Source organism: Aureimonas fodinaquatilis, from assembly GCF_008369445.1.
Taxonomy (GTDB): domain Bacteria; phylum Pseudomonadota; class Alphaproteobacteria; order Rhizobiales; family Rhizobiaceae; genus Aureimonas; species Aureimonas fodinaquatilis.
This window is the reverse complement of the sequence record NZ_VTWH01000005.1, coordinates 12586-38976: the sequence shown is the minus strand read 5'-3', so window position 1 is coordinate 38976 and position 26391 is coordinate 12586. Positions and strand designations below refer to the sequence as shown.

23 protein-coding genes and 1 tRNA gene are annotated in these 26391 nt (G+C 56.8%); 17 read left to right on the top strand and 7 right to left on the bottom strand.

Features of this window, described 5'->3' with window-relative positions; all coding sequences use genetic code 11:
• Nucleotides 1–55: 55 nt before the first annotated feature.
• From FPY71_RS16365 to aroA, 4 genes are all read right to left on the bottom strand, one after another.
• The gene (locus tag FPY71_RS16365) at nt 56–679 is read right to left on the bottom strand and encodes a GNAT family N-acetyltransferase (protein ID WP_149301411.1); all 624 of its coding nucleotides are present in this window, start codon (nt 677–679) and stop codon (nt 56–58) included.
• Between the two features lie 190 nt (nt 680–869).
• Nucleotides 870–2585 (bottom strand): 30S ribosomal protein S1, encoded by a 1716-nt coding sequence (gene rpsA / locus FPY71_RS16360; protein WP_149301410.1) that lies wholly within the window; start codon nt 2583–2585, stop codon nt 870–872.
• A gap of 304 nt (nt 2586–2889) precedes the next feature.
• Nucleotides 2890–3516 (bottom strand): (d)CMP kinase, encoded by a 627-nt coding sequence (gene cmk, locus FPY71_RS16355; protein WP_149301590.1) that lies wholly within the window; start codon nt 3514–3516, stop codon nt 2890–2892.
• Between the two features lie 401 nt (nt 3517–3917).
• Entirely contained in the window at nt 3918–5270 is a 1353-nt protein-coding gene (aroA, locus tag FPY71_RS16350) for a 3-phosphoshikimate 1-carboxyvinyltransferase (RefSeq protein ID WP_149301409.1), read from the bottom strand.
• Nucleotides 5271–5539: 269 nt separating this feature from the next.
• Between aroA and FPY71_RS16345 the strand changes: the two genes are divergently transcribed.
• Nucleotides 5540–5947: a TIGR02300 family protein gene (locus tag FPY71_RS16345; RefSeq protein ID WP_149301408.1), complete on the top strand. Its 408-nt coding sequence runs from the start codon at nt 5540–5542 to the stop codon at nt 5945–5947.
• Nucleotides 5948–6085: 138 nt separating this feature from the next.
• Nucleotides 6086–6161 (top strand) — tRNA-Ala (locus FPY71_RS16340).
• A gap of 127 nt (nt 6162–6288) precedes the next feature.
• Here the strand turns inward: FPY71_RS16340 and hslV are convergent.
• Nucleotides 6289–6873, bottom strand: a complete 585-nt coding sequence (gene hslV / locus FPY71_RS16335) for an ATP-dependent protease subunit HslV (RefSeq protein ID WP_149301407.1) — start codon at nt 6871–6873, stop codon at nt 6289–6291.
• A gap of 151 nt (nt 6874–7024) precedes the next feature.
• Here hslV and hisB point away from each other — a divergent pair, with 151 nt between their 5' ends.
• From hisB to coaA, 7 genes are all read left to right on the top strand, one after another.
• A complete protein-coding gene (gene hisB / locus FPY71_RS16330; RefSeq protein ID WP_149301406.1) occupies nt 7025–7633 on the top strand; it encodes an imidazoleglycerol-phosphate dehydratase HisB in 609 nt (202 codons plus the stop codon).
• Nucleotides 7634–8080: a DUF2628 domain-containing protein gene (locus FPY71_RS16325; RefSeq protein WP_149301405.1), complete on the top strand. Its 447-nt coding sequence runs from the start codon at nt 7634–7636 to the stop codon at nt 8078–8080. It begins immediately after the preceding gene.
• A 5-nt stretch (nt 8081–8085) separates the two neighbouring features.
• On the top strand, nt 8086–8739 hold the full coding sequence (hisH, locus tag FPY71_RS16320) for an imidazole glycerol phosphate synthase subunit HisH (RefSeq protein ID WP_149301404.1): 654 nt from the start codon (nt 8086–8088) through the stop codon (nt 8737–8739).
• 1 nt (nt 8740) lies between these two features.
• Entirely contained in the window at nt 8741–9493 is a 753-nt protein-coding gene (hisA, locus tag FPY71_RS16315; RefSeq protein ID WP_149301403.1) for a 1-(5-phosphoribosyl)-5-[(5-phosphoribosylamino)methylideneamino]imidazole-4-carboxamide isomerase, read from the top strand.
• Nucleotides 9494–9604: 111 nt separating this feature from the next.
• A complete protein-coding gene (gene hisF, locus FPY71_RS16310; RefSeq protein ID WP_149301402.1) occupies nt 9605–10378 on the top strand; it encodes an imidazole glycerol phosphate synthase subunit HisF in 774 nt (257 codons plus the stop codon).
• Between the two features lie 4 nt (nt 10379–10382).
• Nucleotides 10383–10703 (top strand): phosphoribosyl-ATP diphosphatase, encoded by a 321-nt coding sequence (locus FPY71_RS16305; protein ID WP_149301401.1) that lies wholly within the window; start codon nt 10383–10385, stop codon nt 10701–10703.
• Nucleotides 10704–10707: 4 nt separating this feature from the next.
• Nucleotides 10708–11664, top strand: coding sequence for a type I pantothenate kinase (coaA, locus tag FPY71_RS16300; RefSeq protein ID WP_149301589.1), 957 nt, complete (start codon nt 10708–10710; stop codon nt 11662–11664).
• 10 nt (nt 11665–11674) lie between these two features.
• Here coaA and FPY71_RS16295 read toward each other — a convergent pair whose 3' ends face one another.
• Nucleotides 11675–12397 (bottom strand): helix-turn-helix transcriptional regulator, encoded by a 723-nt coding sequence (locus FPY71_RS16295; RefSeq protein WP_149301400.1) that lies wholly within the window; start codon nt 12395–12397, stop codon nt 11675–11677.
• Between the two features lie 221 nt (nt 12398–12618).
• Here FPY71_RS16295 and hslU point away from each other — a divergent pair, with 221 nt between their 5' ends.
• The 3 genes from hslU (at nt 12619) to FPY71_RS16280 (ending at nt 16256) form a co-directional block, all read left to right on the top strand.
• Nucleotides 12619–13926, top strand: a complete 1308-nt coding sequence (gene hslU / locus FPY71_RS16290; protein WP_149301399.1) for an ATP-dependent protease ATPase subunit HslU — start codon at nt 12619–12621, stop codon at nt 13924–13926.
• A 66-nt stretch (nt 13927–13992) separates the two neighbouring features.
• Nucleotides 13993–15132 (top strand): PQQ-dependent sugar dehydrogenase, encoded by a 1140-nt coding sequence (locus FPY71_RS16285; RefSeq protein WP_149301398.1) that lies wholly within the window; start codon nt 13993–13995, stop codon nt 15130–15132.
• Nucleotides 15133–15254: 122 nt separating this feature from the next.
• A complete protein-coding gene (locus tag FPY71_RS16280) occupies nt 15255–16256 on the top strand; it encodes a DUF1402 family protein (protein ID WP_149301397.1) in 1002 nt (333 codons plus the stop codon).
• 67 nt (nt 16257–16323) lie between these two features.
• Here FPY71_RS16280 and tal read toward each other — a convergent pair whose 3' ends face one another.
• Nucleotides 16324–17280, bottom strand: a complete 957-nt coding sequence (gene tal / locus FPY71_RS16275) for a transaldolase (RefSeq protein WP_149301396.1) — start codon at nt 17278–17280, stop codon at nt 16324–16326.
• Between the two features lie 399 nt (nt 17281–17679).
• On the opposite strand from tal, the gene bcsN reads away from it, so the two are divergent.
• Genes bcsN through FPY71_RS16250 form a run of 5 tightly spaced genes read left to right on the top strand, consistent with a single transcriptional unit; the run spans nt 17680 to nt 26374 of the window.
• On the top strand, nt 17680–18684 hold the full coding sequence (gene bcsN / locus FPY71_RS16270) for a cellulose biosynthesis protein BcsN (RefSeq protein ID WP_149301395.1): 1005 nt from the start codon (nt 17680–17682) through the stop codon (nt 18682–18684).
• A gap of 43 nt (nt 18685–18727) precedes the next feature.
• Nucleotides 18728–20917, top strand: a complete 2190-nt coding sequence (gene bcsA / locus FPY71_RS16265) for a UDP-forming cellulose synthase catalytic subunit (protein WP_149301394.1) — start codon at nt 18728–18730, stop codon at nt 20915–20917.
• A complete protein-coding gene (locus FPY71_RS16260; RefSeq protein ID WP_149301393.1) occupies nt 20914–23232 on the top strand; it encodes a cellulose biosynthesis cyclic di-GMP-binding regulatory protein BcsB in 2319 nt (772 codons plus the stop codon). Before bcsA ends, FPY71_RS16260 begins: the two co-directional genes overlap by 4 nt.
• Entirely contained in the window at nt 23229–24287 is a 1059-nt protein-coding gene (locus FPY71_RS16255) for a family 8 glycosyl hydrolase (protein ID WP_149301392.1), read from the top strand. The genes FPY71_RS16260 and FPY71_RS16255 overlap by 4 nt, the downstream gene beginning before the upstream one ends.
• Nucleotides 24284–26374 (top strand): tetratricopeptide repeat protein, encoded by a 2091-nt coding sequence (locus FPY71_RS16250; RefSeq protein ID WP_149301391.1) that lies wholly within the window; start codon nt 24284–24286, stop codon nt 26372–26374. Before FPY71_RS16255 ends, FPY71_RS16250 begins: the two co-directional genes overlap by 4 nt.
• Nucleotides 26375–26391: the final 17 nt, after the last annotated feature.

Genomic DNA, 26391 nt, shown 5'->3' with positions numbered 1-26391 from the left:
ATTGCTTCGTCACATCGGTCAGCCATTGAAACCAGTCCGTTTCTGCGGAAATTCATCAATCCTCGTCGCGCCAGCCTTCGATCGGAAACATCGGAACATGCGGTGCTGCATTCATTGGCAGAACACCGCGCAACCGCGGATCATCCGCTATCTCTATCTGCTGCGCATAGGCGACAAAGCCTGTGCGGCGGTAAAAGCTCATGGCATTCGGGTGGTCCAGAGTGTTGGTGTGCAGCCACACTCGGCTGACCCCCCGGTCAAACGCCACGGTAATGGCGTGGTTCATCAGCCGACGCGCCGCCCCTGTTCCCTGCAACAGCCGGGTGACACCAAAATACTTGATCTCACAGATGTCATCCTCTGAAAAATCCAGCTCAAGCATCCCCTCGTCCCGGCCATCGATGGTCAACGCCGCAACATAGGTTGCGGAATCATCCAGCACCGCCGCCAGGGTTTCCCGCTCCATGAACAGCCGGGAAAACCAGAGATGGTCTGCGCCCACCCGCCGGTAGACTTCCAGATACCAGTCAATATCCGGTTTTTGCACAGGCCGGATATGGCCCGGTGCATCTGCACGTTCCGGGCGCAGATTGGGACGGATTCGCAATTCCATGGATGTCGCGACCGCTGCAATTTTTCCGCGCGGTATGGTTTCGAAACGCTCGTTCCAATTCGTCATCCGCCAACCTTTTTCACAGTGCTGCTTTGGCTGCCCAATTGCCCGGGTCAATGTTTCAAACCACGAAAAACGTCTGAGGGCAATTCCGGCAATGCATCTTCTGCCTGAGCTGTTCAAGACCTGTCAGAGCAGAAAAAAGCCCGCGGCGATTGATCGCCACGGGCCAATATTGAGCTGGTTGAGCTAAAGCTTACTCGCTTTCGCCTTCGCCATCTTCGCGGTTCTTCATGGCTGCGGCAAGAATGTCGCCCAGCGATGCGCCCGAGTCAGAGGAACCGTATTGAGCAACGGCTTCCTTTTCCTCAGCGATCTGCAATGCCTTGATCGAAACGCCAATGCGATGTGCCTTCTTGTCGAACTGCGTCACGCGCACATCAACCTTCTGGCCAACACTGAAGCGCTCTGGACGCTGATCGTCGCGGTCCCGAGCCAGATCCGCACGGCGGATGAACGATGTCAGGTCAGTGTCAACGATCTGAACTTCCAGACCGCCTTCATTAACCGCTGTCACTTCACAAGTGACAATCGCGCCGCGGCGAATATCGCCGGCTTCCGAAGCGTTGACGAACGGATCGCCCGAAACCTGCTTCATGCCAAGCGAAATGCGCTCTTTCTCAACATCAACGTCAAGAACCTGGGCCTTGACCATGTCGCCCTTGTTGAACTCTTCGATGACCTGTTCGCCCGGACGGTTCCAATCAAGATCCGACAGGTGAACCATGCCGTCAACATCGCCATCAAGGCCAATGAACAGGCCGAATTCGGTCTTGTTCTTGACTTCACCCTCGACGATCGCGCCGATCGGGAACTGGTCACGGAACGCTTCCCAAGGGTTCTGCAGGGTCTGCTTGAGGCCCAGAGAAATGCGGCGCTTGACCGGATCAACCTCAAGAACAACCACTTCCACTTCCTGAGAGGTGGAAAGGATCTTGCCTGGGTGAACGTTCTTCTTGGTCCAGCTCATTTCCGAAACGTGGATCAGACCTTCAATGCCTGGCTCCAGCTCAACAAATGCACCGTAATCAGTGATGTTGGTAACGCGACCCGAAACCTTGAAGCCCATTGGGTATTTAACGCCAATGCCTTCCCAAGGATCAGACTCAAGCTGCTTCATGCCCAGCGAAATGCGGTGCGTATCCTGATTGATACGGATGATCTGCACCTTGACCGACTGGCCGATCTGCAGAATTTCGCTTGGGTGGTTAACACGACGCCATGCCATGTCGGTGACATGCAGCAGGCCGTCAATGCCGCCCAGATCAACGAACGCGCCGTAATCGGTGATGTTCTTGACGATACCGTCAACAACCTGACCTTCTTCAAGGTTCTGAACGATTTCAGAGCGCTGCTCGGCGCGGCTCTCTTCCAGAACGGTGCGGCGAGAAACAACGATATTGCCGCGACGCTTGTCCATCTTCAAAATCTGGAATGGCTGCGGGCTGTTCATCAAAGGACCAACATCGCGGATTGGACGAATGTCCACCTGCGAACGCGGCAGGAAGGCAACTGCGCCATCCAGATCGACCGTAAAGCCGCCCTTGACCTGATTGAAGATCTGACCTTCAACCTTTTCGCCGGCAGTAAACTTGGCTTCAAGCTTGACCCAGCTTTCCTCACGGCGCGCCTTATCGCGCGAAAGGACGGCTTCGCCCAGAGCGTTTTCAATGCGCTCGACATAAACTTCGACGACGTCGCCGACTTTCAGTTCGCCGTCTTTGCCCTTCAGGCCGAATTCTTTAAGGGCTACCCGCCCTTCCACCTTAAGACCGGCGTCAATGACAGCCATGTCTTTTTCGATGGCAACTACCGTTCCCTTGACCACGGCGCCTTCGGCGACATCATGCTCATGGAAGGAAGCTTCGAGGAGCGCGGCGAAATCATCGCGCGACACTTGTGCGTTGGACATTCGTTCTCCTTGGAAACCTGCCCGTAAAGGCAGGCACGCGCCAATTGGTTGGTGTTTGCGTTTACCTGCGACCGATCCTGCTTTCCTGAAGCCTGAGGCTGACAGGGAAAGCATGGGCAAGACATCTGGTTGAACATCTTGTCCATCTGGCGCGAACAGACCGGACGCCGGCAATATTAATTTCGTGATCAGGAACAGAAAGGCCGGCATTTTAGCCTTTGCAGAAAGACTGAATGTGCCAACAAAGCTGCTGTATTCCGCGGGTATAAGGCGGAAGAAGGGCGCAAAAGCCTTTCAAACCCCATTATGCGGCGCGGTCGATCAACTCGCAAGCCGCACGGAATGCCGTTTCTATATCCATTTTGCTTGTATCCAGCAAGTGAGCATCATCTGCCGGTTTGAGCGGTGCTGTCGCGCGCCCTGCATCCCGCGTGTCGCGTTCACGCACTTCAGCCAGAATCGTATCGTAATCCACGTGCCGACCCTTGGCGACCAGTTCGTCTGTGCGCCGCCGCGCACGAACCTCCGGTGAGGCGGTGACAAAAATCTTCACCCGCGCCTCCGGACAAATAACCGTGCCGATGTCGCGCCCGTCCAGCACCGCGCCGTCTGGTCGTGCCGCAAAGTTTTTCTGAAATGCAATCAACGCATTGCGCACTTGTGGATGCACAGCCACGCGGGAGGCCAGCTCACCCGCCTCACGGCCGCGAAGGGACCCGTCATCCAGATGGCTGGTGTCCAGCTTTGCCGCCAGGGCACCTGTTGCCTCCGGGTCATCCAGATCGATGCCTTGCTCGTGCGCCAGCTTGCCGACAGCCCGGTACAAAAGGCCGGTGTCCAGATAAGGCAGGCTGTAATGCTCCGCCAGTCGCTTCGCCAGCGTGCCTTTGCCCGCGGCGGCAGGGCCATCAATGGCAATTGTCAGTGGCATCCAGCCTCCTTCACCCTGCCGGGCAGATTGCCCGATGCGAAACAAGCCGCACCAGGCAGCTATAACCCCGAACAACCGGCCCAGAACAAAAGGCACGGTTATGAAAAACACCAGGGCTGCAACCGAACCGATTGCAGACACTATCGACAAGGCCGCGTCCAGCGTAGCCCAGCCCGTTGCCATATCCCGTGGTTCCAGGCTCGTTCCAGGTGCGATCAGCCTGTACAGCATTGCTGTGCCGAAAACAGCAGGCGCCAGCAACTTTTGCAGGCCCGCCACAAGCAGGTTACCGCCTCTCTGGTGCAGAGAGCCGGCAACATGGCGACCATAAATGAAGGATAATGGTGCGAAAAATACCAGCGCGAAAGCCAGCAACCAAAATCCGTTGTTCATCGTGTCTGTTATCCTGCCGGCTCTATATGGCCACCGAGCCGCTCGACCAGCCCGGAAAACTCCGGAAAGCTGGTTGCGATCATCCGGTCGTCATCCACCGCCACCGGCTTTTCACTGGCTAGACCCAAAATCAGAAAGCTCATGGCAATGCGGTGATCGAGATGCGTGGCCACACGGCCGCCACCAATCCCACGGCCACCCGGAGTACCGGTCACTGTCAGCCAGTCCTTGCCCTCCACATGCGGAACACCATTCACTGCCAGCCCGGCAGCCACAGCCGCCAGCCGGTCGCTTTCTTTCACGCGCAACTCGTCAAGACCCGTCATGCGCGTTTCACCCGTCGCGAATGCCGCAGCAACCGAAAGCACCGGATATTCATCAATCATCGAAGGCGCGCGCTCTTCCGGCACGATAACGCCCTTCAGCTCACTGTGCCGCACCCGAAGATCCGCCACATCTTCACCACCCGCCAATCGCGGGTTGAGAACCTCGATGTCTGCGCCCATTTCCCGCAGCGTTTCAATCAAACCGGTGCGCGTCGGATTCATCAGCGAATTTTCAATCACAATGTCCGAATCAGGCACAATGAGCGCCGCAACAATCAGGAACGCCGCGGATGATGGATCGCCCGGCACGACGAAATCACTGACGGCGTTTAATTTGCCCTGCCCGGTAAGGCTGATTGTGCGAACGCCCATTGCGTCAACTTCAACATTGATGCTGGCACCAAAACCCTCCAGCATTTTTTCCGTGTGGTCACGCGTCATCACCTTTTCGACAACAGTGGTCACTCCCGGCGTGTTCAGCCCGGCCAAAAGCACGGCGGACTTAACCTGAGCCGAAGCCATTGGCACATGGTAGGTAATTGGCGCTGCCACGCGCGCGCCGCGAATCGCCAGAGGCAGCCGGTCACCCGCACAGGCCAGAACCTGCGTTCCCATCTGGCGCAGCGGATCCAGCACCCGGCCCATCGGGCGCGAGCAAAGCGAGGCATCGCCCGTGAAAACAGACGTGAAATCATAGGTGCCAACCAGGCCCATGGTCAGGCGCGAGCCCGTGCCCGCATTGCCGAAATCCAGCACGTTGCGGGGCTCCAGCAAGGCGCCGTTGCCCACACCGTCAATGACCCAGCTTTCCCCGTCACGCTCAATAACCGCGCCCATCTGCCGCATCGCACTGCCGGTGGCCAGCACATCCTCACCTTCCAGAAGGCCGGTTACCCTGGTGCGCCCCGATGCCAGTGCACCGAACAAAAATGCCCGGTGGGAAATGGATTTGTCACCCGGCATCCTTACAGTGCCCTTCAATGCGCCATTGCGCGCACTTTGCACCGGTCTTGGCTTGCCTGCATGTCCACTCATTTCACACCTTCCAGAGCCTGCATCATTTGAAATTTTCTGCCAAAGTTTCAACCTTGGGCAACTGCACCGCGTTATCATGCAACGTCACGTCACGTCACCCGCATTTCGCGGTTTGTGCATCAGACTTTGACAAGACGCCAGCAAGGCCGTAAGGGACCAACCGATTTTTCCGACGAAAATTGCAAGGATATTTTTCTTGTCAGTCACGCCGGTTCATGCACGGAGCCGGCCGATCCGGTTCATCCAAAACCGATTGTAAAGAGGTCAGAATGGCGCAACCAGAACTCGGCACCAAACGGGTCTGCCCCGAGACGGGCCGGAAATTTTATGATCTGAACAAGGATCCGATCGTTTCGCCTTTTACCGGCAAAACCTATCCGCTGTCGTTTTTTGAAGCAATCAAGCCCGCACCGTCGCGCCGGGTTGCCGAAAAGACAGAGGATACTGAAACCGATAATACGGAAGTCATTGAAACCGATGATGAAACCGTATCACTCAACGATTTGGAAGACGACGACAACAGCAAGGATGATCTGCCGGACGTTGACGGCGATGATGACGACCTTGAAGTTGGCGACGACGATGATGATTCCACGTTCCTCGAAGATGATGAGGACGAGGATGACGATATGGCCGACATTATCGGTGGCGGCCGCGACGACGAAGACGACGTTTGATCTGACACGCGACGCGTGATCTGAGACCTGCAAATGCCGTCAGTGGTGAAAATCTCGAAATAGAGCTTGATCTTCTGACGGCATTCCAATACGAACCCGCCACACGCCGCAGGAAAGTGATTTCCTCGAAAGCGGTGCGGGGCCATAGCTCAGTTGGGAGAGCGCTTGAATGGCATTCAAGAGGTCGTCGGTTCGATCCCGATTGGCTCCACCAGTTTTCTTCAAGGGCTGATTTCCGTTGGGAAATCAGCCCTTGCTGTTTCTTCGCCCTGCTCCAGAGCGTGGTCACAAAGCTGCAGGCGAACCGAATCGATGCAGGCAATCAACCGCTTTGGCGGCGACTAGACTGCTGCGCCAGCAGGCTGATCTGAATCCAGGCTTTCCAGAACCAGATTTTCATTGGTGTAGATGCAGATTTCTGCGGCAATGCGCATAGCGCGGCGGGCAATTTCTTCTGCAGAAAAGTCCGTGTCAGCCAGGGCACGCGCAGCGGCCAATGCATAGTTGCCGCCCGATCCGATTGCGATAATGCCGCCCTCTGGCTCAAGCACATCGCCTGTACCGGTCAGTGTCAGTGTCACATTCTTATCCGCCACAATCATCATGGCTTCCAGACGGCGCAGATATCGGTCTGTGCGCCAGTCGCGGGCCAGTTCCACCGATGCGCGCATCAACTGGTCCGGATATTGTTCCAGCTTGTTTTCCAGCCGCTCCAGCAGAGTAAATGCGTCTGCTGTCGCACCGGCAAATCCGGCAAGTACCTGACCGGATTTGCCGATTCGGCGTACTTTGCGCGCGTTGCCCTTCATCACAGTATTGCCCAGCGATACCTGGCCATCTCCAGCAACAACAACTTTGCCATTCTTGCGAACAGTAACAATTGTGGTGCCATAAATCGTGGCCGGATCGTGCCGCTCGAAATTCATTCGTCTTAACCCTTTAAACTTGCTCGCCGGTGTCCGGCTTGAGCATTCATATGGGATCAAATTGCGCTTGTCGCAAAGGGGTGGCTTTTATCTCGACGCGATATGCGCTTATAGCAGGTTACGAGGTTGAGTTTTTGACAGGATGGACCTGATGGGTGAAACGGCAGAACGGCGTGTGGCCGCGGTTGAACGCAGCACCAATGAAACAGCCATCCGCGTCAATGTGGAACTGGACGGTCTGGGCCGGTCCGACATTGCTACAGGCGTGGGTTTTTTCGATCATATGCTGGACCAGCTTGCGCGGCACTCTCTGATCGACATCACGGTCGAAGCCAAGGGTGACACCCATATTGATGATCACCACACGGTGGAGGATGTCGGCATTGCGCTGGGGCAAGCTGTGCGCAAGGCCATGGGCGAACGGCGCGGAATCAAGCGCTATGCATCGCTGGATCTTGCTATGGACGAATGCCTGACACGCGCAGCAATTGACGTTTCCGGCAGGCCGTTTCTGGTGTTCCGCACCACATTTCCAACTGAAAAAATTGGAACATTCGACACTCAACTGGTGCGGGAGTTTTTCCAGGCCTTTGCCCAGAATGCGGGGCTGACGCTGCACATTGAAACGCTGTATGGTGACAATTCGCATCACATTGCCGAAACCTGTTTCAAGGCTGTGGCACGGGTGCTTGGCACTGCGCTGGAGGTAGACCCCCGGCAAAGCGACCGGGTTCCCTCTACCAAAGGTATGCTGGCCTGAATGACCCGCTATGTTGTTTTAACGCCTGGAAATACCGCGAGGCCGGACAGCGCAACATTTGTCGCTGACCGGTTTCGGTGGCTGGCTCTGATATTTCCCTTGATATGGCTGCTGGTGCATCGGCTGTGGCTGGCAAGCGCGGCTTACTTCATCGCTGTGGGCGCGCTGACGCTTGCCGGCCGCCTGACGGGTGAAATGCTGGCCGCCCAGCTTGCCGTACTGACCCTCGGCCTTGCGGTTGCCCTCGAAGGCCCTGCCTGGCGCATTGCAAAACTGCGCAGGCGCGGCTTTCGCGAAAGCGCAACTCTCTATGCCGACAGTCTGGAAGAAGCGGAGATCCAGTATTTCAGCAACCTGCCGGCACCGATTGTGCCGGAATCGGCAGTGGACAATTCTCACCTGCGTCGCATGGCTGCAAAAAGCCTGCTGGATGTGCCAGGAGCCTGATATTCATGCAGACCATTGCGATTATTGACTATGGCTCGGGCAACCTGCGCTCGGCTGCAAAGGCATTTGAACGCGCCGCAACTGATAGCGGTGTTTCTGCAAAGGTGAGCCTGAGCAGCGACCCCGAATTTGTGCGCAAAGCCGACCGCATCGTTCTGCCCGGTGTCGGCGCTTATGCCGACTGCCGCCGGGGGCTGGATGAGGTTCCGGGTATGGTTGAGGCCCTGCGTGAGACGGTGGAAACTGCCGGGCGGCCATTTCTGGGCATTTGTGTCGGCATGCAACTGATGGCAGATCGCGGGCTTGAGAAAACCACAACAGAGGGGCTTGGCTGGATTGCGGGCGATGTCGAGCGCATCACGCCGGATGACACTTCTCTGAAAATTCCCCAGATCGGCTGGAACACCATTGACCCTGATTCTCCGCACCCGTTGCTGGACGGCATTGCGACAGGGCCGGATGGATTGCATGCTTATTTTGTTCACTCCTATCAGCTTGTTGCCAAAAGGCCGGAACAGGTTGTAGCCACGACGGGCTATGGTGGGCCCGTTACGGCTATGGTCGCCAGAGACAATATGGCCGGGACCCAATTTCACCCGGAAAAGAGCCAGGCTCTGGGCCTGAAGCTGATTGCCAATTTCTTGCAATGGAAGCCATGACATGCCCGAATTATTCCCGGCAATTGACCTGAAGGACGGCGCTTGCGTGCGCCTGAAACTGGGGCTGATGGAAGAAGCCACCGTATACAACGGCGATCCGGCGGCGCAGGCGCGTGCTTTTCGGGATATGGGCTTCAAGAAACTGCATGTGGTGGATTTGAACGGAGCATTTGCCGGACAAGCGGTGAATGGCGATGCCGTCGAGTCAATTCTTGCTGCGGTTGGCGCCGATATGGCGGTTCAACTGGGCGGAGGCATCCGCACCATGGACGCAGTGGCTGGCTGGCTGGATAAAGGGCTGGCCCGCGTGATTCTGGGCACAGTGGCTGTGCGGGATCCGGCGCTGGTGCGCCAGGCTGCGGCGCAGTTTCCAGGGCGTGTTGCCGTGGGCATTGATGCCAAGGGCGGTAAGGTTGCGGTTGAGGGCTGGGCGCAGGCGTCTGAACTGGGCGTAACGGAAATGGCCAGGGCGTTTGAAGACGCCGGGGTCAGCGCCGTCATTTACACCGATATCGACCGCGACGGCATTCTGGCCGGAATCAACTGGGATGCGACCATTGCCCTTGCGGATGCCATCTCAATTCCGGTGATTGCATCTGGCGGGCTTGCCTCCATGGAGGACATTGTGCGGCTGGCGTCTCCCGAAGCGTCCAGACTGGAAGGCGCAATTTCAGGTCGCGCGCTTTATGATGGCCGGATTGACGTTGCGGCGGCGCTGGAGCTTCTTTCCTATCGCCAGACCATTTCCCGGTGAACCGGTTGCGTTTCAGCGGCAACACGACGCTTTAACAAAACTTGCGAAACATCGCCTTGAAGGCGCATATGCACATTTGTGCAAATTGCTGATGACGGGAGCACCCCGACGGTGAGTCTGAAAAAACGCATCATCCCCTGCCTTGATGTCAAGGACGGTCGGGTGGTCAAAGGTGTGAACTTTGTTGACCTGATTGACGCCGGTGATCCGGTGGAAGCGGCGCGCGCTTATGATGCCGCCGGGGCGGATGAGCTGTGTTTTCTGGATATCACCGCATCTTCAGACAATCGGCAGACCCTGCTGGATGTGGTTGCCCGCACTGCGGAAGCCTGCTTCATGCCGGTCACGGTTGGCGGCGGCGTGCGCGAAGTTGCCGATATCCGCCGGCTTCTCCTGGCCGGTGCTGACAAGGTGGCCATCAATACCGCGGCGGTTAAGCGGCCGGAATTTGTGGCAGAGGCGGCGGATAAGTTCGGCAATCAATGCATTGTCGTGGCTATCGACGCCAAAAGGGTGGAGGCCGCCACGCCGCGCTGGGAGATTTTCACCCATGGCGGGCGGCAGGCGACCGGCATTGATGCCGTGGACTTTGCCCGGCAAGTCACCGCCTTCGGCGCGGGTGAGATTCTGCTGACCTCAATGGACAGGGATGGCACCCGCTCTGGCTTTGATATCGAACTGACGAAAGCGGTAGCCGATGCCGTTGACGTGCCGGTTATCGCATCAGGCGGAGTTGGCACCCTTGATCATCTGGTCCAGGGTGTTCGGGATGGACACGCCTCTGCTGTTCTGGCCGCATCGATCTTCCACTTCGGCACATACACAATCAGTGAGGCCAAGGCGCATATGGCAGCTGCCGGGCTGGCCATGCGGCTGGATGGATAAAACTATGGCAGATTTTTCCCTCAGACAGTTGGAAGCCATTATTGCAGAGCGGGCCAATTCGGGTGAAACCGGATCCTATACGGCGCTTCTGAAGCAGAAAGGCCTGCCGAAAGTCAGCCAGAAGCTGGGTGAGGAGGCAGTTGAAACCATCATTGCCGCTTTGTCGGAAGGCGATGAGGCACTGACCGGCGAAGTGTGTGACCTTCTGTACCATTTGCTTGTTCTGCTGCACCTGCGCGGCATTCCGCTGGCCACTGTCGAGGCCGAACTTCAACGCCGCACTGCTGTAACCGGGCTGCAGGAAAAGGCCAGCCGTGGCGCCTGAACTCATGGACAAGATATCCTCTTCCGGCCTGTCGCCCTACCGCTTCTACTCCGCGCAGGAATGGGGAGCCTTTCGTGCCAACGAACAGCTGACCCTGGGTGAAGAAGAGGTGCAACGTCTGCGTTCGCTGGGCGACACGATTGACCTGGATGAGGTCGCGCGGATTTACCTGCCTATTTCGCGTTTGCTGGCCTCGCACGTGGAATCCATGCAGACGCTGTTTCGCGAGCGTCAACTGTTTCTTCGCCAGCCAGACAGCCGCAAAACCCCGTTTATCATCGGCATAGCCGGTTCTGTTTCCGTTGGAAAATCCACCACGGCCCGTATTTTGAAAGAACTGCTGGCGCGTTGGCCCAATTCACCGCAGGTCGATCTGGTTACAACTGATGGCTTCCTGTACCCCAATGCCGTGCTGGAAGCTGAAGGGTTGATGCAGCGCAAGGGCTTTCCTGAAAGCTATGATGTGGCGGCAATTCTGCGATTCCTGTCCGACATCAAGGCTGGCGCACCGGAAGTCCGTGCACCAGTCTATTCGCACTTTGTCTATGACGTCGTGCCAAATGAATTCATCACCGTTGACCGGCCGGACATTCTGATTTTCGAAGGCCTGAATGTTCTGCAGGTTCGCGAAATGCCGAAAGACGGCAAAGCGGTGCCGTTTGTTTCGGATTTTTTTGACCTGTCCATCTACATCGATGCTGACGAGGCAGATTTGCGGCGATGGTATATTTCGCGGTTCATGCGCCTTCGGGAAACCGCTTTCCGACAGCAGGGCTCGTTTTTTCACCGATATTCCAAGACCAGCACAGACGAGGCCATGGCTATTGCCGGATCGCTGTGGACCAATATCAACGCCCGCAACCTGTATGAGAATATTCTGCCGACCCGGCCGCGCGCCGACCTGATTTTGCGCAAGGGCGGCAACCACATGGTGGAACAGGTGGCTCTGCGCAAACTTTAACCGAAATCGTTCAGCTGAGATATCCGAGCTGGGCCGCCATTGCCACGGCATGGGTGCGGTTCGCAGCCCCCATTTTACGGGTCGCCGATGCCAAATGCTGGGAAACAGTGTATTCTGACAGGCTGATCATCGAGCCGATTTCTGACGAGGTTTTGCCAAGCATTGCCAGTTTCAGGCAGTCTTTTTCGCGCTGGGACAACGGATTGTTCAGTCGGTTTTCCTCAAACCGAAATGCCGCCAGCATTCCGAACAAGGCAAATCCGGCGCAGCGCATCTCGTTGATTTCTGCTGTAGAGGGAGAACTGCGCCCGCCCAGAAAGCTGATGGCACCACAAAAACCGGTCAAACCGTGGACTGGTAGAAACATGCCGCCACATAGCTGTTCTCCCAGCAGAAACTGCACCGGCCCTTCAAAAGTTTCAGGCTCTGTCGGATCGTAACCAAACAGCGATTCAACCGTCCATACAAATGGTTCGGGATCTGCCTTCAACGCGCGCACAATCGGTGAATAGCGGTTGAGATGCTGTGCTTCATACGCGGCGGTAAAGTCTTCATCCCAGTTGGATAAAATCAGCTCCAGCTCACTGCCAGCACGATCCAGCGTGACAAATCCGGCATGTGAATATCCGTAAAGCGACGCGACGCAGGTCAGCAGATCCTGAAGCCGTGTTTCAGCCACAGGTTGTTGCACACCTGTCAGAAGGCTCCAGACGGTTTGTCCTTCAGCTGCCATGTCACCCCAGTAAAGGAAATGGCCGGAACATGCCAAATCACTGTCGTTACGAAACTAGCCGAAATCGGGATTGCGGCGTAACCATGCTGCGGGCAGATAATGATGTTCATACCCAACTTTTCACGTCAGTGAGTTGAGAGGGTGGCGAACGCCAATGGCTATTCCCATCTAGTAATACGGTAATCAACGGTAGCCATACCGCAGACTTAGAAAAAGAGATCATGTCTGACTTTTCCCCTCGCGAGATCGTTTCGGAACTCGACCGCCACATCATTGGCCAGAATGAAGCAAAGCGCGCTGTTGCCGTGGCTCTGCGCAATCGCTGGCGTCGGCAGCAATTGACCGGCGCGTTGCGTGAAGAGGTCATGCCCAAGAACATTCTGATGATAGGACCGACCGGCGTTGGCAAGACCGAAATTTCGCGTCGCCTGGCCAAACTGGCGGGCGCGCCCTTTATCAAGGTGGAAGCGACGAAATTCACCGAAGTGGGATATGTCGGGCGCGACGTTGAACAGATTGTGCGCGATCTGGTGGAAATCGGCATAGGGCTGGTCCGCGAGAAAAAGCGCGAGGAAGTGCGCGCCAAGGCGCACCATGGCGCTGAAGAGCGGGTGCTGGACGCATTGGTGGGCAAAACCGCCTCCCCCGCGACCAGAGACAGTTTTCGCAAGCGCCTTCGCGCGGGCGAAATGGATGAAACAGAAATCGAAGTTGAACTGGCCGACAATTCCAACCCGATGGGCGGTATGGAAATTCCCGGCATGCCTGGCGCAAATATCGGGGTTCTGAACCTTTCAGACATGTTCGGCAAAGCGCTGGGGAACCGCACCAAGCAACGGCGCACGTCTGTCAAGGACAGTTACGAGCTGCTGATTGCGGAAGAATCTGACAAGCTGCTCGACAGCGAAGTGGTGGTTGCCGACGCCATAGCCGCGGTTGAAAACAACGGTATCGTCTTTCTCGATGAAATCGACAAAGTGGTTAATCGTGAAGGTGGTACGGGTGCTGGTGTCAGCCGGGAGGGCGTGCAACGCGATCTTTTGCCGCTGGTTGAAGGAACGACCGTCGCAACCAAACACGGTCCGGTCAAAACAGATCACATATTGTTCATAGCCTCCGGCGCATTTCACGTTTCAAAACCGTCGGATCTTCTGCCCGAATTGCAAGGGCGCCTGCCAATTCGCGTTGAGTTGAAGGCCCTGACAAAAGACGACTTCCGGCGCATCCTGACGGAAACGGAAGCTTCGCTGATCAAGCAGTATATTGCCCTGATGCTAACGGAAAACGTGCAGCTTGAGATCACCGATGATGCAATTGATGCCATTGCTGATCTGGCCGTTTCCCTAAATTCGACTGTCGAAAACATCGGCGCAAGGCGGCTGCAAACTGTCATGGAACGCGTGCTGGACGATATCTCATTCGAGGCCCCGGATAAGGGTGGCGAAACGCATGTTGTTGATGCCGAGTATGTTCGCAAGGCGCTGGATGGCATTGCCGGCAACAAGGATTTGTCCAGTTACATCCTGTAGCCCCGACAAACATGGAGTTGGGTGCTCTCGCGGTTACGCACCGCGAAAGCACTCTTGAAAACAATCATGCGATCTTTGGTACTGCTTCTTCTATCAGGCGCGATGTGCGCACCTGCCTTTTCCAATTCAGATGCACCAGCCCCCGACGTCAGCTCCCGCGTAGCGGTGAATGTCGTTGCGGACGATCTGCCAGCCCTGTGGGCACTGGAAGTTCTGCCCGATGGTGAGCTTCTGGCGACGGCCAAAAACGGCCAGATGCTGATTGTCAGCACCAGCGGAAAACCCGTGGTTGAGATTGACGGTGTGCCGGAAGTCGATGCCCGCGGACAGGGCGGGCTTCTGGATTTGGCTCTCAGTCCCGATTTTGCCAACGACAGCACGGTCTTCTTTTCCTATTCCGAACCTCGGGAAAGCGGCAACGGAACCACTGTGGCCAAAGCCCGTCTGGACCGGAACGACAATGGCGGCCAGTTGCAGGATGTGCAGGTTATTTTTCGCCAGACACCCGCATACCGAGGCAATGCGCATTTCGGTTCCCGTCTGGTGTTTGCTCCCGATGGCAATCTTTTTGTAACCGTAGGAGACCGCTCCGACAGCCAGGTGCGTGGACAGGCGCAGGAGCTTGGCAGTGGACTGGGCAAAGTCTTCCGCATTACCGCGGATGGTCAGCCGGCAAATGGCAACCCTTTCATCGGCACTGAAGGTGCGTTGCCTGAAATCTGGTCCTACGGCCACAGAAACACCCAGGCGGCAACGATTGATGCCGATGGAGACTTGTGGATCGTCGAGCATGGGCCGCGTGGCGGAGATGAGTTGAACCAGCCCCAGGCCGGTTTGAACTATGGCTGGCCCATTGTCACATATGGTCTGGAATATTCAGGCGCAAAAATTGGCGACGGGCAGACTGCCGCGGACGGCATGGAGCCGCCGGTTTATTACTGGACACCGGTCATCGGCCCATCCGGTATGGTGGCTTATCAGGGCGACGAATTCCCTGAATGGAATGACGCTTTTCTGATCGGCGGGCTGGTTTCGCGCGGAATTGTTGTGCTGCATGTGCAGGATAACAAGGTCGTGACGGAAGAGCGCATTCCGCTGGAAACGCGCGTTCGCGATGTCACGATTGCGCCCGACGGAAGCATCTATGCAATTGCCGAGCAACGCGGTGGCCCCGGCTCAATTTTGCAATTGCGCTCTGCTCCCTAAGCTTGTGCTGGGTGGGATATATCGAAAACCGGAGATTGAACGTCAACAACGATACATGCTAGGGAATTTCTGTCAGTGCCAGCATATTGCTACGGCGTCGGAAATTCTGCCAGCGGTTTTCAATGTTTGCCACCCAATGCCAGCTCTTGGGGCTGTTTCGTATTTGCCTTCTGGCCCTGTGCCTTTTTGCAACCTCGAATGTCTATGCCCTGGACATGACACCGCCCGGTAACCGGCATGCCAAGCAACCGCCGGTTCCCAGCGGCTCCTACCGCCGCACAGATCAGCTCAATTCGACGTTTGAGGTAAAGTACAATCGTATCTATAATTTGTTGAAGACAGACACTGCCCTTCGCAACAAGATAGCTGCGGTTTCCCGGCAATACGGCATCGACCCGGTTCATATTGCCGGCTCGCTGGTTGGCGAGCACACCTATAATGTTGATGCGCTGGACCGGTTGCAGACCTATTATGTCAAAGCGGCAGCCTATCTGAAATCTGATCTTCGCTTTGGATATAAAAACCTTTCCCTTGCAGAGCTGCTGAGCAGACCAGCATTTCAGGAGTGCGACAGCGCCAAAACCGATGCCGGGCGCTGGTCCTGCCGCGAAACTGTTTTCGAAGCCAATTATCGCGGCCGTACTGTCGACGGACTGGCTTTTCCGGACCAGCGTTTTGCGGTTGTATTCTTCCAGCCCTACTATGCCGGCCAGACTTTCGGCCTGGGCCAGCTGAGTCCACTCACCGCCCTGTCCGTGTCGGATGTTGTGAACAGAACGTCAGGTTATAAAGAGCTGGACCCGGCGAACGCTGCCGAGGTTTATGCAGCGATCATGGACCCCGATAAAACCCTGGCCTATATGGCCGCCGTCATCAGCACATCCATCAAGGCTTATCGCGATATCGCCCGGTTTGATATTTCCAGGAATCCGGGTGTCGTTGCCACGCTTTACAATGTTGGCAATCCGGCCGGGCGGGCGGCGGCTCTGGCGCGGGAAAACCGGCAACGCGCAACGTCACGGCAGGCGCCACGCCTGCCGGAAGAGAATTATTATGGCTGGCTGGTCAACGAAAAAGAAGCTCAGCTCCGGGCCTTGTTCGGTTCTGCCGCAGCGCGGCCCTGAACTCACATTTCATCAAGGCCATTCAAAAAAGGCGCGTTCGTCACCAAACGAAAGCGCCTCTTTCATTTCAGGCCAGGCGCTCAGCCACCAGGCTGCGCAGCTTGGCCAGATCGGCCGCGAAAGACCGAATGCCTTCTGACAACTTTTCCGTGGCCATGGCATCTTCATTCATAGCCCAGCGGAACGCAGCCTCATCATAGCTTTTGCGCGCTGGCACATCACCCGATGTGTCCGGCGAAAGGCGACGCTCAAGCTTGCCTTCATCCTTGGCAAGCTCATCCAGCAATGCTGGCGAGATTGTCAGTCTGTCACAGCCGGCCAGTGCCTCGACTTCGCCGGCCGAACGGAACGATGCGCCCATGACAACGGTCTTGATGCCGTGCGCCTTGAAGGAGTTGTAGATATTGCGAACCGAGATCACGCCCGGGTCTTCCTCCGGTGTGAATGTCTTGCCTGTATGCTTGACGTGCCAGTCCAGAATACGGCCAACGAAAGGCGAAATCAGAAATGCGCCGGCATCTGCACAGGCAATTGCCTGCGGGGCGTTGAAAATCAGCGTCATGTTGCAGTCGATCCCTTCGCCCTGCAAAACTTCTGCCGCACGAATGCCTTCCCATGTGGACGCCAGCTTGATCAGAATGCGGTCTCGTGAAACACCGCGCGCCTCATAAGCGGCTATGATTTCCCGCCCCTTGGCAATGGAAGCTTGCGTATCGAAAGACAGGTCTGCATCAACCTCGGTTGAAACGCGACCTGGTACGATTTGGGACAGAGCAACACCAACAGAAATTGCCAGCCGATCTGCAACCGCGGCAACGCGCGCATCTTCTTTCAGGGATTGGGCTTTGCCCCACTGCACAGCCTCATCCAGCGCGTCTGCAAATTGTGGCAGCGCAACCGCTTTGAGCACCAGTGTCGGGTTGGTCGTGCAATCAACCGGCTGCAGGCGGCGCACCGCTTCAATATCACCGGTATCAGCAACGACTGTTGTCATTGCACGCAGTTGTTCAAGCTTGTTGGTCATGGAATTTCGTGCCTTCGTAAATCACATCGCGACCATTTTTCGAATACCGCTAAAAATGGCACTATCTTGTTGCCCAGTTGCAATTTCGGACGCGAAATCGCTCCCCAGATTTGCTTGTCATGGTTTATTCCATAGCGTCTGCAAATGGAACCGCCAGAACCACCTCAGTGGCCGCACCGCCAAAATTTTTCCTGGAATCGGTCCTACCGGGTGCGTGTCAGCAATAGCACAACTACTGGTATTTTTCATCTGACAGGAATTTACACCTAGACTATACGCCAACAACACGAAATACATGGTCTTTGTACCCCTTTTGGGTGTCCGGTTTGGTTTTTTGGCAACCCTTGATAGTGAAGGATTGTCCGCACAGAGCAGCGCGTACAGGAGAGTAAAAGCATCGTGAGCTGGCATTCTCTTAAACCATGGCACCAGACCGCGCTTTGCCTGCTTGGCGCAATCACCATGCTTTCCGGGTGCACCACGACCACGCCGGAACTGGCCTCCAGCTATCGCTATGTACCACCCGAAGGCGCTTTCATAACCCCTGCCCCAGGCGGCCCCGCCATGCTGAGTGTGGTGGAACGGCGCTACAGCAACGCCACAGAGCAGAAAATCATTTTGGCGGCAGAGGGTGGACAGTCTGGCGAAAACTACATCAATGTCAGCCTCTTCACCCCGGTCGGTATTGCTGCCCCTGGTGCAAACGACTCAACACTTTCCGATCAGCCCTTGCGATCTTCCGAGGTTGTGAAGGAAATTCATGCCGCTTTGCCCGGTGTTCCGATGCGCCAGGCCGGTGCCTATGTTCAGAACCAGTATGGCCCGTTTTCCTATGCGGTTGGACGCGCAGGTTCCGGCGATGTCTGCATCTATACATGGCAGCGTATTACCGGGACCGACAATACGACTTTGATCATGCGTGCCCGGGGAACCATACAGCTTCGCATGCGCCTGTGTTCGCCCAATCAGAGCGAAGAGCAGCTTCTGCAATATATGTATGGCTTTACCATCAACGCCTTTATCGGAAATTTTCAGTGGAACCCCTACGGTGACCCGATGGGACCCGACGAACGACTGGGCAAGTCTGGTCAGCCAATCTTCCCGGTTGCGGGCGGTGGGTTCAATTCAGTGCTGCCCAATGCCGAACCTGCCCCGGTGGCCGCCCCGGCACAGCCTGCGCGCCGCGCCGCAGCCAGAAGCGCACCGGCGCAACAGACGGTAACCCCCGCGCCTCTGCCACAACCAACCGGGCCAGCGGTGCCTTTGCCACCGGCAGCATCTGCCCCGGCGGCGCCGCAGCCGGCCGCCGCTGCACCGCCACCTCCGCCGACAACGACCAATGCGAGGCCCGCTGCAAGGTTGTGCCTGCCCAGCGCGAGTGGGGACAGCGTCGAATGCAACTGACCTGCGGTGAATGCTCCATAAAACTCTCAAGGGATGTCACTCCATGACAGTGGCCGCCTTCATCCTGTGGGTCATATCAGCATTTCTGGCGCTGACGATTGTTACCCTGCCTGTCAGCGTGGAAACGCAGCTGATTGCTGTGGCCGTTGTGCTGACCATAATGGCAGTTATCAAAGCGCTGAAACTCCACGGCGGCTGGCGACTGGTGGCGCTGGCTCTGGGCACCTCGGTGGTTCTTCGCTATGTGTACTGGCGCACAACCAGCACTTTGCCTCCCGTCAATCAGCTCGAAAATTTCATACCCGGCCTTCTTGTCTATCTTGCTGAAATGTACAGCGTTTTCATGCTGTTTCTCAGCCTGTTCGTGGTTTCCGTGCCTTTGCCACCACGGCCACCGCGCCAGGCAGAACCTGCGGAATTGTTGCCGACAGTTGATGTGTATGTGCCAACCTACAATGAAGATGCAGAGCTGCTGGCCAACACATTGGCGTCCTGTCTGGCAATGGACTATCCGCCGGAAAAAATGACGGTCTGGTTGCTGGATGACGGCGGAACGCTGCAAAAGCGAAATTCCGACGACCCGGAAACATCACAGATTGCAGAAGCGCGCTATGTCCGGCTGCAGAAACTGTGCGCAGATCTTGGCGCTCGCTATTTGACGCGCGAGCGCAACCAGCACGCAAAGGCTGGAAATCTGAACAATGGCATGGCCCATTCCGAAGGCCAGCTGATTGTGGTGTTCGATGCTGATCACGCTCCTGCGCGGGATTTCTTGAAGGAAACAGTTGGCTATTTTCGCGAAGATCCAAAACTGTTTCTGGTGCAGACCCCGCATTTCTTCCTGAATCCCGATCCGATTGAGCGCAACCTGCGCACGTTCAACCACATGCCGTCTGAAAACGAGATGTTCTATGGCGTTATTCAGCGTGGGCTGGACAAATGGAACGCTGCGTTTTTCTGCGGTTCTGCGGCGGTGCTACGCCGTGCGGCGCTGGAAACGACCGGTGGATTTTCCGGTGTCAGCATTACAGAAGACTGTGAAACCGCGGTGGAACTGCATGCACGCGGGTGGAACAGCATCTATGTCGACAAGCCGCTGATCGCTGGTCTGCAGCCGGCAACCTTTGCCAGCTTTATCGGCCAGCGTTCCCGCTGGGCACAGGGCATGATGCAGATTCTGCGGTATCGCTTCCCCCCACTCAAGCGCGGGCTCTCTTTGCCACAGCGCCTCTGCTACACATCCTCGACACTGTTCTGGCTGTTTCCGTTTCCGCGGGCGATCTTTCTGATTGCTCCGCTGTTCTACCTGTTTTTTGATCTGCAGATCTTCACCGCATCAGGCGGGGAATTTTTGGCCTATACCCTCACCTACATGGCCGTGAATCTTGTCATGCAGAACTACATGTACGGGCGCTATCGCTGGCCGTGGATTTCCGAACTGTATGAATATGTTCAGACCGTGCACTTGCTGCCGGCCGTAGTATCGGTCGTGCTCAATCCCAGCAAGCCGACGTTCAAAGTCACCGCCAAGGATGAGTCCATCAACAACAGCCGGCTTTCCGAAATCGGCCTGCCATTCTTCATCATATTCTTCATTCTGCTGATTGCTGTTGGCGTTACCATATACCGTGTTTATGCCGAGCCATACCGTGCCGACCTGACGCTGGTTGTGGGTGGATGGAACCTCTTGAACCTGATTATCGCGGGTTGTGCGCTCGGCGTCGTGTCTGAACGCTCGTCGAAGCGCCAGACCCAGCGCATCAACGTCAAGCGTCGTTGCGATGTTGATTTTGCCGGGAAAACGCTGCCAGGCACGATTGAGGATGTGTCCGTTTCAGGCGCTCGTGTCAGGCTTTTCGGCCAGTTGCCGGCAGGTGCGTCCACAACAAGCGATGCAATTCTGCATTTCAAACCGGCCCGAGACATTGGCGAACCAGCTCTGCCAATCAGCGTTCGAAACATTGAACAGGCGGGCAACAATGTCATCATCGGCTGCCTTTTCGAGCCCAAGCATGCGACCGATCACAACCTGATAGCCGATCTGGTTTTTGCCAGTTCAGACCAATGGGCGCGCCTGCAGGCCGAGCGTCGCACCAATCCCGGCGTGATACGCGGCACTTTCCACTTCCTGAAAATAGCTCTGTTCCAAACGCAAAGAGGGCTTTACTACCTGTTCAAGGAACGCGGACGCAGCAGCAAGGATGCTGCAAAGTTGCAGGCCCGAACCCAATGAGCCGGCGTCTTCTGAAACTCGGCACCTTGTTTGTCGTCTGCGCCTTGTCGCTGCCCGCATTGGCACAGTCCTCACCTTTCGACATGAGCGGCGAACGGCCCGCAGAAACAGAGCCACAAACGCCGCCGCCGTCGGCGCCGGTAACCGTTGCCCCGCCCCCCACACCCGTTCAGGACGCACGGCGGTTTCTGGTTCCTTTTGAGCAATTGACCCTCGCCGGAGAGATGGACCGGCACGTCTGGACATTTTACCTGACGCCGGAGCAGGCTGAATCACCGGCCACTTTGAATTTTGGCTATCTGAATGCAATTTTTGTTGCGCCGGAAGTTTCCGTGCTGCGGGTATCCATCAACGGCACTGTGGTTTCCGAAGAAGCAGCGAACGCCTCTGAAAATATCAAGGACGTTCTGGTGACGTTGGGGCCGGGTGTGTTGAAGCCCGGCATCAACACCATCGCTTTCGACTCGTCTTTGCGCCATCGCACAGATTGCAGCATTTCTTCCACCTATGATCTGTGGGCAGAAATTGCACCGGAAAATACCTATCTGCGTTTTGCCAACAGCGACGCTAACCGGCCGCGCAGACTGGACGATGTGCGTGCCGTGGGTGTGGATAGCACCGGGCGCAGCGAGATCACCATCGTTATTCCGCAAGCCGAGCAGAACCTGGCGACATTGCCGCTGCTTGAGCTTTCGCAAGGTCTGGCACTGCTGATCGGTGAACCAAGCCAGTCGACGCGCATTGTCAACGAGGTGACGGCAGCAGAGGGCCCCGGCAGACTGACCGTGTTGTTTGGCACCGCGGACGGACTGGCAACCCTGATTCCCGAGCTGCCACCGCAGGCAAGAAGCGCTCCAACCATTGAATTTTCCGCCGTGCAGGGCAGCACATCGCCGCTTCTGATCATAACGGGCCCGACATGGGCCGATGTCGGGCAGGCCGTACAGCAAGTCACGACGCCAAACCGCCGGCCAATTTCAATACGTCGGACAACATTGTCCAACAGTTCCTGGTCTGCGCCTGATGCGCCGTTTCTTCTTGGCCAATCCAGCGTCGAGCTGTCATCTGCGGGCGTAGCAACGTCCGAATTTTCAGGACGACGCTTCAGAACCGGCTTCAATATCGGCGTGCCCTCGGATTTTTATGCCAAGGCATATGGAGAAGCACAGTTGCTGCTGGATGCAGCCTATTCACAGGAGATTCTGCCCGGCAGCCATTTCGACATTTATGTCAATGGCAATATGGCCACGACCGTGCCTCTGGGCTCCCGGCAGGGCGAGGTTCTGCGCCAGCTTCCCGTTAAGATAACCATGCAGCATTTTGTGCCCGGCCTTAACGAAATTACGCTGGAAGCAGTGTTGCTGACAGAGCAGGATACCGTATGTGCACCGGGCACAACGGCTTCCAATGCTGTGCGGTTTGCGCTGTTCGATACATCACGCTTCGTCATGCCCGATTTTGCCCGCATTGGCACACGTCCCAATCTTGGCGCGATGCGCGGCACGGGCTTCCCGTACAACCGGCAAATCGACAAATTGCCGCTTGTCATCGACCGTTCAAGCCCTCAAGTCCTGTCTGCCACCGCCAGCCTTATTTCAAAGATTGCTATGGCCGGCGGGCGCATTATCGATATTGATACCGATGTGCCAGTGGCCAATCTGACCGACAGAGATGCCATTTTCATCGGCTCGCTGCAGCAGCTTCCGTCTTCCGTTCTGCCAGCGGTGGGCGTAACTGCCACCAACCTGACAAGCTGGGGTGAACCTTCGACGCAGGCAGGCACCTCACGTATGACAGAGGATGCTATCAACCGCTGGAGCAACGAAGTCGGCTCCAACTGGTACCTGCCACTGGAAAGACTGACAAACTGGCTGTCCGACAGTTTCGGCCTGTCCTTTGAAGCGCTGCGGCTGATGCCGGGGTCTGACCAGCCATTTACGCCAAATCCGCAAAGCGGTCTGGTTATTGCGCAGGGCGAAAGCCCCAATGATGGCGGTGCATGGCTGGTCGTGACTGCACCCAAGGTTGAAGAAATTCAGGACGGCATGGAAAAGCTGGTTCAGTTGCAGAACTGGCATGGACTTCAAGGCCGGGCAATTTCCTACAACCTGGAAAGTCAGGAATTCGATCATGTGCCCTTGACCAACGTTCGCTACGTTGTCACCCAGCCACTGACCTATTCCAACTTGCGTCTGATTTTCGCCAACGCATTTTCCGAGAATATTCTGTTCTACACTCTGGTACTGGTGGTTCTGTTTATCGTTCTGGGCATAGCCACAACGCTGCTGACCCGAGGTTTGGGAAGACATACATGACAGTCTGGCAGCATCCTGTCGCCTGGGCTTTGCGCGTGGGTGTGGTAATGGCAACCCTGATATGCGGCACGGCACTGGCCGCGTCGGTGACGGATGAACAGTGGAGCGCTTACCAGGATGCATTCGTGCAGCCCAATGGGCGGGTTGTGGATACCGCCAATGGCCAGATCAGTCACAGCGAGGGACAAGGCTATGGCATGTTGCTTGCCGTTCTGGCCGACAAGCAGACAGATTTTGATCGGATCTGGTCGTTCACGCGCACAGAACTGATGCTTCGCGATGACGGGCTGGTGATGTGGCGCTGGGACCCCAACGCCAAGCCACATGTAACAGACCCGAACAACGCCACGGATGGCGACATACTGATCGCTTATGCGCTGGGCCTTGCCGGCGAGCAGTGGAAACGCACGGATTTGACCGCGGCCGCGCGGGAACTGGCCAGCGCAATCGGCAGCAAGCTGGTCGTACAACAGCAGGGCATGCCTGTTCTGTTGCCCGGCAATGCGGGTTATGATGCGGCCGCCAGACCCGACGGACCGGTTGTGAACCTGTCATACTGGATATTTGAGGCTTTTCCGGTTCTGGCCGAGTTGGCACCCGAAACGGACTGGCAGGCGGTTTCCGCCAGCGGCATCGCACTTCTCGAAAAAACAATGACCCCGTATCGTGACCTGCCACCCGAATGGCTTTCCATTGCCGCACGCGTGCGCTCGGCAAAGGGCTTCAAGGACGAATTCGGTTACAACGCCGTTCGTATCCCTCTCTATATGATACGTGGTGACATTCAGTCTCCGGAACTTCTGGAAAGAATGCGAAAAGCCATGACGGCGCCGGATGGCAATGTTGTGTTGAAAGATCTGACATCAGACAGTGTAACCGAAACGCTGAACGATGTTGGCTACCGTATCATTCCAGCGCTGGCTGATTGCGTTCTGCACGGAACCAGACTCCCCGAAGAGTTTATGAATTTCCAGCCTACGCTGTATTATCCCTCTTCCCTGCATCTGCTGGCGCTTTCTTCTGCTGTCAGTCGTTATCCGGAGTGTCTGCCATGAAAGGCCGCAGATTATCCAGCACCGCCATTGGCGTCCTGACCTTTGTGGGTCTCGGCACCGGGCTTTATTTATCGGTTGGCTCGGCAGATTCTCAGACAGCAGCCCCACCAGCACCCACGGGCGCCAGTCAAACCGCCCCCGTCACGGTTGATGAGACGGCCCTGCGTTATTTCGCCAGGCAAGGCGACACTCAGCGTCTTCAGGCAGAGATTGCGCGGCTGAAATCACTTTATCCTAACTGGACGCCTCCCGCCGACCCTTCCGCATTTCCAGCGCCCAGCGATGCGCAACTGGACCGCCTGTGGCAATTATATTCTGAAGGAAAATACGCTGAGGCGCGGCAAGCCATTGCCGAAAGGCAGCAACAGCAGTCCGGCTGGCAACCGCCTGCCGATCTTGTTACGCGGCTTGACACAGCGGATGCCAGGCAAAGGCTGATCAATGCCTCTGATCTGGAGCAGAACGAGACCGTCGTGCGGCTGGGGGCAGAAAACCCCGAACTGCTGACATGTGGAGACGTGGATGTGCTCTGGCGCGTTGCCAAAGCCTTTGCCGGCACTGGCCGGGACAGTCGCGCTGTGGATGCATTTCGTTATATTCTGACAAACTGCGAAAATCCGCAGGAACGTGCAGCCACCGTGCAGATGGCCTTGCCACTGCTGTCAGAGCAGGAGTTAAACCAGCTCCTGACCCTCGAGCGCACAGGCCCCGATGGTGTCGGCGAATTCACCGCAATACGCGGCGACATTGTGCGGCAGAAAATTGCGTCAGGTGGTGCGGATAGCGACGTCAACGCCACACCCGCTGACATAGCTTTGCTGGAAAAGCTGGCAGAAGAGGCAGACACGGATACAGATCCGCTCTTGCTGGGTTGGTATTTCTTCCAGCATGACGATTTTTCCGACGCCCGAAAATGGTTTGAACTGGCAGGTCAGCGCAACAGCACAGACGAGGCTGCGCGCGGACTTTCCCTGTCGCTGATCGGCCTTCGACAGTTTGTCGAGGCTGAAGCCACCATGCGGCCTTACAGCTCACTTTCACCACAGGACCGGGCAGTTTATCTGGCTGCGTCTGCCAATCTTCTGGCAACAGAACCGCCGGTTTTTCTGGAAGCCCCCGTTCTGGCCAACATGGTCAAGGAAGTAGCCGAGGCCAAAGACGCTGCCACAGCAGAGCAGCTGGGCTGGTATTCCTATGCATTAAACCAGTTTCAGACTGCCGGTCAGTGGTTCAGCACAAGCCTTGAATGGCGGCCCGATGGTGAGTTGGCAGCCTTTGGGCTGGCGCTGACCTATCAAAGGCTGGGCAATCAGGCCGGACTGACCGCTATTCAACGCGCCTGGGCCGGGCGTTCAGAGCGAATTGCAAATATCGGCACGGACTGGAGCGAGGCACAGCCTGCTTCTTCCACACCAGTTGCACCCACCCCTCCGCCCGCCTCGCCTGCCCTATCCTACGCACCCGCGCCTGTTGCCGCTGCGCCCGCTGCAACGCCAGATCCGGCACCAGCGCCTGCCCCGGCTGCCCGACAAACGCGGGCGGCGCCAACAGGAAATACGGGCAATGCCGGATGTCAGACATTCATACCGCCCGAAAGTCTTGCTGCCCGGCCAGCTCTGAACCGTGGCTGGTGCCTCATGCGCGCCAACCGGCCGATGGAAGCCGCACCGGCATTCGACGTTGCGTTGAAAACAACGGCTGACGCAAGCATTCGGCAAGACGCTGCTTACGGTCTCACTTTGGCTTATCTTCGCCTTGGGCTGGTTGACAGGGCGTCGGCTGCCGCCTCCCAGGCTCCTCAGCCGCAGAACCGGCGGCTGGAGCTTGAAAGTGCGATCCTGTCGCAGAGGGCCACCGGCTTCTTTGATGCAGACCGGCCCGTTGAAACCCTGATGGTGCTGGACCAGCGCAACCGGATTGTTCCCGAGCCAATCGATTTGATGGTGCTGCGTGGCTATTCCTACATGAAACTGCGGCGGTACCCCGAGGCAAGGCAGATCTTCCGAGCAATTGCTGCTGTTGGCAACCGCGAGGGCGTGAGAGGCCTGGCTGCGGTGAATGAGGCTATGAACCCGACACCGCAGTAGACCACCTTTACAAAACC